The following is a 9523-nucleotide window of genomic DNA, read 5'->3' as shown; positions in this document are numbered from 1 at the left end:
CCTGTTGGGGGGGGGGGGGCGGGGGGGGGGCCGTGACACACACCCCCGGCGCCCCCCCCGCCCCCGGGGCGGGGGGGGCCCCCCCGCGGGGGGGGGCCCCCCCCCGGCCGTGTCACGTACGCCGGTTCTCCTGCGCCGAGCTCCGGTGTACGCCCTCCCGACGGGAGGGTGAGCGGTCAGTCGTACCCGCGCGTGAGTAGGGGATGCCTACCCTCTCAGCGCGAGTCGCTGCCCGCCGTCTCGATGGCGGCGCGGCCTGCCTCCAGGCGCGCCACCGGGATCCGGAAGGGGGAGCAGGAGACGTAGTCCAGCCCCACCTCGTGGAAGAAGTGCACCGACTCCGGGTCGCCGCCGTGCTCGCCGCAGACGCCGAGCTTGAGGTCGGGGCGGGTGGCCCGGCCGGCCTCGACGGCGTGCTTGACCAGCGAGCCGACGCCGTCCCGGTCGATGGTCTCGAACGGGGAGACCCCGAAGATGCCCTTCTCCAGGTAGGCGGTGAAGAAGGAGGCCTCCACGTCGTCCCGGGAGAAGCCCCAGACCGTCTGGGTGAGGTCGTTGGTGCCGAAGGAGAAGAACTCGGCGGCCTCGGCGATCTGACCGGCGGTCACCGCGGCGCGCGGCAGCTCGATCATGGTGCCGAGCTTGATGTCCAGCGGGACGCCGGTGGACTGGACGACCTCGGCGAGCACCCGCTCGCACTCGTCGCGGACCAGCTCCAGCTCCTGGACGGTGCCGACCAGCGGGATCATCACCTCGGGGCGCGGGTCCCCGCCGGCCAGCCTGCGCTCGGCGGCGGCCTCGGCGATGGCCCGGACCTGCATGCCAAACAGACCGGGGATGACCAGGCCGAGGCGGACGCCGCGCAGGCCGAGCATCGGGTTCTGCTCGTGCAGCTTGTGCACCGCCTGGAGCAGGCGCAGGTCGTTCTCGTTCGGGTCCTTGCGGGCCTCGGCGAGGGCGACGCGCACCGACAGCTCGGTGATGTCCGGCAGGAACTCGTGCAGCGGCGGGTCGAGCAGGCGCACGGTGACGGGCAGCCCGTCCATCGCCTGGAAGAGCTCCAGGAAGTCGCCCTTCTGCAGCGGCAGCAGGGTGGAGAGGGCGAGCTCGCGGTCCTTGTCGTTGTCCGCGAGGATCAGGTGCTCGACCTCCTTGCGGCGCTCCTCACCGAGGAACATGTGCTCGGTGCGGCACAGGCCGATGCCCTGGGCGCCGTAGCGGCGGGCGCGCCCGCCGTCCTCGGCGTTGTCGGCGTTGGCCCGCACGGCGAGCCGGCGGCGGCCGTCGGCGTGCGACATCAGCCGGTGGACGGCCTGGACCAGTCCGCCCTGGACGTCGGCGCCGGCGTGCAGGGTGCCCTCGAAGTACTCGACCACCGGGGACGGCAGGACGGGTACCTCGCCGAGGTAGACCTTGCCGCTGGCGCCGTCGATCGAGACCACGTCGCCCTCGTGCACCACCAGGCCGTCGGCGGTGGTGAACTTGCGGGCCTTGGTGTCGACCTCCAGCTCCTCGGCGCCGCAGACGCAGGTCTTGCCCATGCCGCGGGCGACGACGGCGGCGTGCGAGGTCTTGCCGCCGCGCGAGGTGAGGATGCCCTCGGCGGCGATCATGCCGTCCAGGTCGTCCGGGTTGGTCTCGCGGCGGACCAGGATGACCTTCTCGCCGGAGCGGGACCACTTGACGGCGGTGTACGAGTCGAAGACGACCTTGCCGATCGCGGCGCCGGGCGAGGCCGCCAGGCCCCAGCCGATCTGCTTGGACTCGCCGGTCGGGGCGAAGCGCGGGAACATCAGCTGGGCCAGCTGGCCGCCGGTGACCCGCATCAGGGCCTCGTCGAGGTCGATCAGGCCCTGGTCGACCAGCTGGACGGCGATCCGGAAGGCGGCCGCGGCGGTGCGCTTGCCGACCCGGGTCTGGAGCATCCAGAGCTTGCCGCGCTCGATGGTGAACTCGATGTCGCAGAGGTCGCGGTAGTGGTTCTCGAGCTTTTGCATGATCGCCATCAGCTCGTCGTACGACTTCTTGTCGAGCTTCTCCAGCTCGGACAGCTGCAGCGTGTTGCGGATGCCGGCGACGACGTCCTCGCCCTGGGCGTTGGACAGGTAGTCGCCGTAGACGCCCTGGGCGCCGGTGGAGGGGTCGCGGGTGAAGGCGACGCCGGTGCCGGAGTCCTCGCCGAGGTTGCCGAAGACCATGCTGCAGACGTTGACCGCGGTGCCCAGGTCGTTCGGGATGCGCTCCTGGCGGCGGTACAGCCGGGCGCGGTCGCCGTTCCAGGAGTGGAAGACGGCGTGGACGGCGAGGTCCATCTGCTCGCGCGGGTCCTGCGGGAAGGCCCGGCCGGTCTCGCGCTCGACGATGCCCTTGAACACCTCGACCAGTTCCCGGAGGTCGGAAGCGTCCAGGTCCAGGTCGTTGACGGTGCCCTTGGCGTGCTTGGCCTCGTCCAGGGCCTCCTCGAACAGCTCGCCCTCGACGCCCAGCACGGTCTTGCCGAACATCTGGACCAGGCGGCGGTAGGAGTCCCAGGCGAAGCGCTCGTTGCCGGACTGGGCGACCAGGCCGACCACCGAGGCGTCGGAGAGGCCGATGTTCAGGACCGTGTCCATCATGCCGGGCATGGAGAACTTGGCACCGGAACGGACGGAGACCAGCAGCGGGTTGTCGGCCTGGCCGAGCTTCTTGCCCATCTCCTGTTCGAGGGCGTCCAGGTGGGCGCTGATCTCCTCGTGCAGGGAGGACGGCTCGCTACCGGTCTCCAGGAAGACCTTGCAGGCCTCGGTGGTGATGGTGAACCCCGGAGGGACGGGGAGCCCCAGATTGGTCATCTCGGCCAGGTTCGCGCCCTTGCCGCCAAGAAGATCCTTGAGGTCCTTGTTTCCTTCGGTGAAGGAGTAAACAAACTTCTGCTGGGACGGCACGGGTCGGTCTCCTCGTACGCGGTTGCCCTGACGCCGGAGAACATACCCATTTCGAAGGCACTTCTCTGCCCTGAATAGGCCACACGAGGCCGGTACCGAGTGGTAACCCGCTAGATCGAATGCACATAAAGGCGTTCACCTCTGTTGGTGAAATCGTCCCCCTGACGCGAGCCAGCGTTCAAGTCTTGAAGGCTCGGAAACGGGAAGATCGCCCGATTCGGACGCTGGGTAGCGACCGCGGGTCGGTCGCGTTGCCCCGGCTTGATTTCCTGCACCCGGATCGGCCGATCGGCGTCGAACCGGCTTCGGGAAGCGTTCCACGCTCGACCTGTCCATTCCGTCCACTGACCGACCGTCACCCGCCCTGGCGTGTGGCAAGCGTCACCAGCCCGTCTCACGGCTCGAACGTAGGACGCCTGCGCCAATCGTCGCACTGCGTCCAGGAACGTGCCCGTTCCGTGACATCAGCACGCCGAAAAGGAGCCCTCCTGTCCAGAATGGACAAGAGGGCTGGGACCGGGTGGCCAGCGGCCCCGAGGGGTCGAATTCGACGGATCGGCTAGATCATCCGCCGGAGGTGTCCGATTCGGCGTCCTCGCCCGGTCGGGCGCAGTCGTACGGATCGTCCAACCAGCCCTCCGGCAGGACCACCCGGCCGTTGCCGCTGGTGCGCCCGCGCGGGCCGTCCGCGCCGATCGGCCAGGTCTGGGTCTGCTCCACCTGGGCGAGGGTCCCGGCCAGTTCGGCCAGCGAGGAGGAGTTCGCCAGCCGCACCCGCAGCTCGGAGCCGACCGAGAAGCCCTTGGTGTACCAGGCGACGTGCTTGCGGAAGTCGACCACACCGCGCGCCTCGTCCCCCAGCCACTCGCCGAGCAGCTGGGCGTGGCGCACCATCGCCCGGGCCACGTAGCCGAAGTCGGGGCGGGCGTGGTCGACGTCGCCCTCGAAGATCGAGACCAGGTCCTTGAACAGCCACGGGCGGCCCAGGCAGCCGCGGCCCACCACCACGCCGTCGCAGCCGGTCTCCCGCATCATCCGCAGCGCGTCCTCGGCGGACCAGATGTCCCCGTTGCCCAGCACCGGGACGTGCGCCGGGACGGACTCGCGCAGCCGGGCGATCGCCGACCAGTCGGCCGTCCCGCCGTAGTGCTGGGCGGCGGTGCGCCCGTGCAGGGCGATCGCGGCCACGCCCTCCTCGGCACCGATCCGGCCGGCGTCCAGGAAGGTCAGGTGGTCGTCGTCGATGCCCTTGCGCATCTTCATGGTCACCGGCAGGTCCCCGGCGTTGGCGACGGCCTCGCGCAGGATCTCGCGCAGCAGGTTGCGCTTGTACGGCAGCGCCGAGCCGCCGCCCTTGCGGGTCACCTTGGGGACGGGGCAGCCGAAGTTGAGGTCGATGTGGTCGGCCAGGCCCTCGTCCGAGATCATCCGGGCCGCCTTGCCGACGGTCACCGGGTCCACCCCGTACAGCTGGATCGAACGCGGCTTCTCGCTCGGGTCGAACTTGATCAGCTGCATGGTCTTGGCGTTGCGCTCGACCAGCGCCCGGGTGGTGATCATCTCCGACACGTACAGGCCCTTGCCGCCGCTCTGCTCGCGGCACAGGGTGCGGAACGGCGCGTTGGTGATGCCGGCCATCGGCGCCAGCACGACGGGCGGCCACACCCGGATCGGGCCGATGTCCAGCGGCGCGAACCCGGTCGCGGTCGCGGTCGCCGACTCGGGCGCGGTGGGTGCGGGCGTGACTGTCATGCGCGGCTGACCTCTGGGCGAAGGGGACGGGACTCTCCATTGTCCCCCACCCGGGTGAGCCGCCCCGCCTACTCCGGATCCTGGCGGTACCCGATGTCCAGGGAGCCCGAGCCGACGTCGGCCTCCAGGCTCCTGCCGCTGGCGGCGTCGCCCAGGGCCGGATCGATGGAGCTGCTGCCCGAACCCGTCCCGCCGTTGATCCGGTAGCGGCTGTCCTTCGGCACCCGCACGGTCACCGAGCCGGAGCCGGTGCTCACCTTGACGTCCTGCGGCGCCGACCGGAAGGTCAGGTCCACCGACCCGGAGGTGCTGGACACCTCCGCCCGCGCCGAGGAGAGGTCCCTGCCCTGGGTCATCCCGGAGGTGGTGCGGGCGCGGACCGGGCCGGACAGCCCGTGCAGGAGGATCGAGCCGGAGGTCCCGTCCAGCCGGACGGCGCCGCTGAGGTCCGACACCTCGACCGCCCCCGAGGTCACCGTGCCGGCGACCTCCGTCCCCGCGGGCACCTCCAGCTCGATCGAGGCGCCGCAGTTGTAGAAGGGCAGCGAACGCCGGCACTCCACGCCGACGGTCATCGTGTCGCCGACCACATCGGCGCGCACCCGGGGCTCGGAGACCGTCCAGTCGAGGTTCTTGCTCACCACCACCCGGCCCTCCACCCCCGGCTTGATCCGCACGGAGGCGCTGCTCGTGGCCAGCTGCAGCTTGTGGACGGCGGTGACGAAGGTCTGCTGCTCGGTCCGCGACTGCCGGGCCACCAGGGCCAGGGTCTGCGCCCCGCCCATGACCACCACGAACACCACGGTGAGCACGCCGGTGATCCGCCACGCCTTGGTGGACCGCGCGCTCACGTGATCTCCAGGAAGCGCAGCACCGCCATCACCCGGCGGTGGCTGTCGTCGGCCGGCGGGAGGTCCAGCTTGGTGAAGATCGAGTTGATGTGCTTGGCCACCGCGCTGTCGCTGACCACCAGGGCGCCCGCGATGGCCGCGTTGGAACGGCCCTCCGCCATCAGCGAGAGCACGTCCCGCTCGCGCGGGGTCAGCTTCTCCAACGGGTCCCGGTGGCGGCGCACCAGCAGCTGGGCCACCACCTCCGGGTCCAGCGCGGTGCCGCCCTCGGCGACCCGCTGGAGCGCGTCCACGAAGTCGTCCACATTGGCCACCCGCTGCTTGAGCAGGTAGCCGACGCCGCTGGTGTTGGTCGACAGCAGATCCGCGGCGTACCGCTCCTCCACGAACTGGGAGAGCAGCAGCACGGCGGTGTCCGGCCACTGCTGCCGGATCACCATCGCCGCCTTGACGCCCTCGTCGTGGAAGCCCGGGGGCATCCGGACGTCCGAGACCACCACGCCCGGACGGTGCTCCTCGACGGCGGCCAGCAGTTCGACGGCGTCCCCGACGGCGGCCACCACCTCGAAACCCACCGCCTCCAGGACCTTGACCAGGCCGACCCTCAGCAGGACCGAGTCCTCGGCGATCACAGCACGCACGGCAACTCCACGGTGATGGTGGTGGGGCCCCCGAGGGGGCTGAGAACGGACAGCGTCCCGTCGACCGAGGCGGCGCGCTGGCGCAGACCGGTGAGCCCGGTGCCGCGCGAGGCGTCCGCGCCGCCCACGCCGTCGTCGCTGACGACCAGGCGCAGCCGGCCGCCGATCGTCCGCACCGAGACGTCGGCCCGCTCGGCCCGGGCGTGCTTGGCCACGTTGGTGAGCGCCTCGGAGACGGTGAAGTAGGCGACCGCCTCGACGGTCGGGGCGATCCGCTCGGACAGCTCGACGTCCAGCCGCACCGGCAACGGGGCCCGGGCGGCGACGCCGGACAGCGCCGCGTCCAGCCCGCGGTCCTCCAGGACCGCCGGGTGCAGGCCGCGGACCAGGTCGCGCAGCTCGTCGATGGCCGCCTGCGCCTCCTCGTGCGCCGCGACGATCACCTGCATGGCGTCGGGCGGGCAGTCCTTGAGGGTGCGCCGGGCCAGGCCCAGGTTCATCGCGAGGGAGGTGAGGCGCTGCTGGGCGCCGTCGTGCAGGTCCCGCTCGATCCGGCGGCGCTCGGCGTCCACCGCGTCCACCAGGCCGGCCCGGGACTCGGCGATCTCCTCGACCCGCTGCTCCAGCTGCTCCGCCCGGTTCGGGCCGAGCAGCAGCTGCGCCGCCCGCACCTCCAGCCGGGCGGCCAGCGCCGTCGCCCAGGGCGCCGCCGCCAGCAGCAGCACCCCGAACACCGTGAGCGCCGCGTCCAGACCGGCCAGCTCACCGCGCAGCCCCGCCTCGGGCGGCAGCAGCCACACCCAGGCGTACAGGGTGGTCAGCACCAGGGCGATGCCCCAGAGGTAGACGGCGGCCAGCGCGCAGAGCGCCAGCACCGGGCCGATCAGCAGGTGGTAGCCGACCTGGCGCCAGGTGAGGCCGATCCGCAGCCGGGCCAGCCGCCGGCCCGCGGGCGCGCCGGGCGGCGGCACCTCCACGCCGCGGAGGGCGCGCAGCCGTCCGCGCTGGAGGGCGGTGAGCCAGCGCGAGCAGACCAGCACGGCCCCGAGGACCGGGAAGAGCAGGCTGGACTCGGTCAGCGCCAGCCAGACCGGCACGGCCACGGGTATTCCGGCGGCGATGAAGCGGGCGTCCCGCCAGGTCCCGGCCGACCACGGTGGTCGCCGAAGGCTCCTGACGAGCGCTCGGCGCAACGTGGTGGAGGGCATGCCGGACAGCGTAGGGCCCGGTGATCAACGGCCGCCATGAAGGGGGGTCCCCGCCGGGGGTGTAGCTAGATACACCCCCGATTCGGTGTGGGGCACCACCGACAGGACCCCCCTCGCGACGAGAGGCTTGGGGACATGACGAGCACCGCATCGCACTCCGCCACCCCGCCGCACGGGCGGCCCGTCCCCGGGAACCACGGGGGTGTTCCCGGGGGCGCGCTCCGCCCGGCGCCGGGGCCGGAGGGGACGCTGCCCGCCGGGGCCGGGCCCTGGTCGGTCCGCAGCGTCGGGTCCGGTCGCGGCCGGGCCGCGTTGGAGCTGTACCAGCACGGCGAGCTGGCCGACGTCCTGGTCGCCGCCCGGCTCGCCCCGCGGCTCGTCCGCGGCGCGCGGCGCAGCCCGTCCGCCGGTCGGGGCTCGCACGTGCTCGCCTGGGGGCGGCTGCCCTCCGACGGCCGGGTGCCCTCGGTGGTGTTCACCGGCGGGCGGCGGCTGTTCGGCACCGTCCGGGCGGCGGCGGGCGAAGTGGTCACGGTGGCCGGGCAGTTCTGGCTCGCCCTGGCCGAGGGCCCGTTCGATGCGGTGCTCGTCGGGCACCCGGCGGGCGGGCCCGTCGAGCGGCTCCCCCTGCAGCGCGTGCGGAGCGAGGTCGGCGCATGAGTATCGCCCTCGTCCCCCCGGGCACTCCGGCGTACGTGCTGCCGGAGCGGTTCCAGCGGCTGCCGCGACTGGCCGCCTTCGGGCTGCTGCCCTGGCTGATGGTCCTGGCCGTCAACCACGAGACCCCGTGGGTGGTGCTGGACCTCGCGGAGTTCGCCGCGCTGCTCTCGCTGGACGCGCTGCTGCGCCGGCGCAGCCCCGCCGCCCTGTGGGCGGGCGCGGTGGTGGCGCTGCTGCTCGCCGGGGACGCCCTGGCCGACATCGCCTGCGCCGGGCCGGGGCACGCGGTGCTCGCCGCGCTGGTGATGGCCTGCTGCGTCGAACTGCCGCTGGCGGCGGTGTGCCTGCTGCTCGGGCGCGAGGCGATACCCGGGGCGGCCGGGCGCGGGATCGTACGTGGCGCGGCGGTACGCGGCTAGGGCCTGTCCGGCGGATCTTGCCAGGCGCGCGACGCCGGGCATCCCGCCTGGACGCACGCCCGAATCGCCCAAGTACGTCCAGTACGAGGCCGACTCGGGCGCACGCCCAGCCGGGCGCCCAACGCCGCGCGCTGATCTGCCAAGATCCGCCGGACAGGCCCTAGCGCCGTGTCGGCAGCCGGTCCATCAGGAGGCGGGTCTCCTCGTCCAGCGGGGTGTAGCTGATCAGCCGCGTCCCGAGCCGGGGGCCGAGCCAGAAGTTGGTGTACTCGCAGCGCAGCAGGCCCACGCCCGGCACCTGGAAGCGCTTGATCCCGTTGCGCGGCCGCATCACCTCGTGCCGCTGCCACTCCTCCTCGAAGTCCGGCGAGGCCTTGCGCAGCCGGGCCAGCAGCGCCTTCCAGGCGGGCTCGGCGGAGTGGTCGGCCATCGCGGCGCGGAACCGGGCCACCATGCCGAGGCGCTCCGTCCGGTAGTCGATCAGCACGTCGCGGAAGCGGGAGGGGGTGAACGCCAGCCACATCAGGTTCCGCTCCTCCGGGGGCAGCTCCCCGAGGTCGCCGACGATGGCGGTGTACGGCACGTTGTGCGCCAGGATGTCGTAGCGGGAGTTGACCGCGGCGGCCGGGTACGGCGCCAGCTGGTCCAGCACCAGTCGCACGCTCGGCGTCACCGAGGGGCACTCCTTCACCGGCGCCGGATCGTCCGCACCGGCCAGGGTGAACAGGTGCGCCCGCTCGCTCGGGTCCAGCAGCAGCGCCCGCGCCACCGCGTCCAGTACCTGGGCGGACACCTGGATGTCCCGCCCCTGCTCCAACCACGTGTACCAGGTCACCCCCACCGCGGCCAGCTGCGCCACCTCCTCCCGGCGCAGCCCCGGGGTGCGGCGGCGGCCGGTCAGCGGCAGGCCCACCTGCTCGGGCGCGATCCGCTCCCGGCGGCTGCGCAGGAACGCCGCCAGGTCGTGCCGGCGGGCTTCGCCGGGTGTGGCGCGGTGCGGCGCGGCGGTGCCGGGGCGGGCTTGCGCGGCCGGGGTCATCAGGCTCATGCTCCCCAGCATGCGGCACG

8 protein-coding genes are annotated in these 9523 nt (G+C 72.7%); 2 read left to right on the top strand and 6 right to left on the bottom strand.

The genetic code is table 11. From position 1 onward, the window contains the following. Positions 1–215: 215 nt before the first annotated feature. From ppdK to ACFY2K_RS12515, 5 genes are all read right to left on the bottom strand, one after another. On the bottom strand, positions 216–2924 hold the full coding sequence (gene ppdK, locus ACFY2K_RS12535; protein WP_375892521.1) for a pyruvate, phosphate dikinase: 2709 nt from the start codon (positions 2922–2924) through the stop codon (positions 216–218). Positions 2925–3488: 564 nt separating this feature from the next. Further along, positions 3489–4676 carry a tRNA dihydrouridine synthase DusB gene (gene dusB / locus ACFY2K_RS12530; RefSeq protein ID WP_375892519.1) on the bottom strand — a complete coding sequence of 396 codons (1188 nt, stop codon included), beginning with the start codon at positions 4674–4676 and terminating at the stop codon, positions 3489–3491. A gap of 68 nt (positions 4677–4744) precedes the next feature. Then, on the bottom strand, positions 4745–5527 hold the full coding sequence (locus tag ACFY2K_RS12525) for a DUF4097 family beta strand repeat-containing protein (protein ID WP_387711169.1): 783 nt from the start codon (positions 5525–5527) through the stop codon (positions 4745–4747). Beyond that, a complete protein-coding gene (locus ACFY2K_RS12520; protein WP_380644354.1) occupies positions 5524–6168 on the bottom strand; it encodes a response regulator in 645 nt (214 codons plus the stop codon). Before ACFY2K_RS12520 ends, ACFY2K_RS12525 begins: the two co-directional genes overlap by 4 nt. After that, a complete protein-coding gene (locus ACFY2K_RS12515; protein WP_380524899.1) occupies positions 6156–7376 on the bottom strand; it encodes a histidine kinase in 1221 nt (406 codons plus the stop codon). The genes ACFY2K_RS12520 and ACFY2K_RS12515 overlap by 13 nt, the downstream gene beginning before the upstream one ends. 135 nt (positions 7377–7511) lie before the next feature. Here ACFY2K_RS12515 and ACFY2K_RS12510 point away from each other — a divergent pair, with 135 nt between their 5' ends. Together ACFY2K_RS12510 and ACFY2K_RS12505 are read left to right on the top strand one after the other, a co-directional pair. Continuing rightward, positions 7512–8036 (top strand): hypothetical protein, encoded by a 525-nt coding sequence (locus ACFY2K_RS12510; RefSeq protein WP_375892512.1) that lies wholly within the window; start codon positions 7512–7514, stop codon positions 8034–8036. Further along, positions 8033–8455, top strand: coding sequence for a hypothetical protein (locus ACFY2K_RS12505; protein WP_375892511.1), 423 nt, complete (start codon positions 8033–8035; stop codon positions 8453–8455). Before ACFY2K_RS12510 ends, ACFY2K_RS12505 begins: the two co-directional genes overlap by 4 nt. Before the next feature lie 160 nt (positions 8456–8615). On the opposite strand, the gene ACFY2K_RS12500 is transcribed toward ACFY2K_RS12505, so the two are convergent. Further along, positions 8616–9494, bottom strand: a complete 879-nt coding sequence (locus ACFY2K_RS12500) for a helix-turn-helix transcriptional regulator (RefSeq protein WP_375892555.1) — start codon at positions 9492–9494, stop codon at positions 8616–8618. Between the last annotated feature and the right edge of the window lie 29 nt (positions 9495–9523).

Origin of the sequence: Kitasatospora sp. NPDC001309, from assembly GCF_042896295.1 — a bacterium.
Lineage (GTDB): Bacteria > Actinomycetota > Actinomycetes > Streptomycetales > Streptomycetaceae > Kitasatospora.
The sequence above is the reverse complement of the archived record's forward strand: the minus strand, read 5'-3'. Positions and strand labels throughout refer to the sequence as shown.

Excerpts from the sequence above, each read along its gene's own strand:
- dusB (WP_375892519.1), bottom strand. The coding sequence starts at position 4,676 with ATGACAGTCACGCCCGCACCCACCGCGCCCGAGTCGGCGACCGCGACC.
- ACFY2K_RS12515 (WP_380524899.1), bottom strand. The coding sequence starts at position 7,376 with ATGCCCTCCACCACGTTGCGCCGAGCGCTCGTCAGGAGCCTTCGGCGA.
- ACFY2K_RS12510 (WP_375892512.1), top strand. The coding sequence starts at position 7,512 with ATGACGAGCACCGCATCGCACTCCGCCACCCCGCCGCACGGGCGGCCC.
- ACFY2K_RS12505 (WP_375892511.1), top strand. The coding sequence starts at position 8,033 with ATGAGTATCGCCCTCGTCCCCCCGGGCACTCCGGCGTACGTGCTGCCG.
- ACFY2K_RS12500 (WP_375892555.1), bottom strand. The coding sequence starts at position 9,494 with ATGACCCCGGCCGCGCAAGCCCGCCCCGGCACCGCCGCGCCGCACCGC.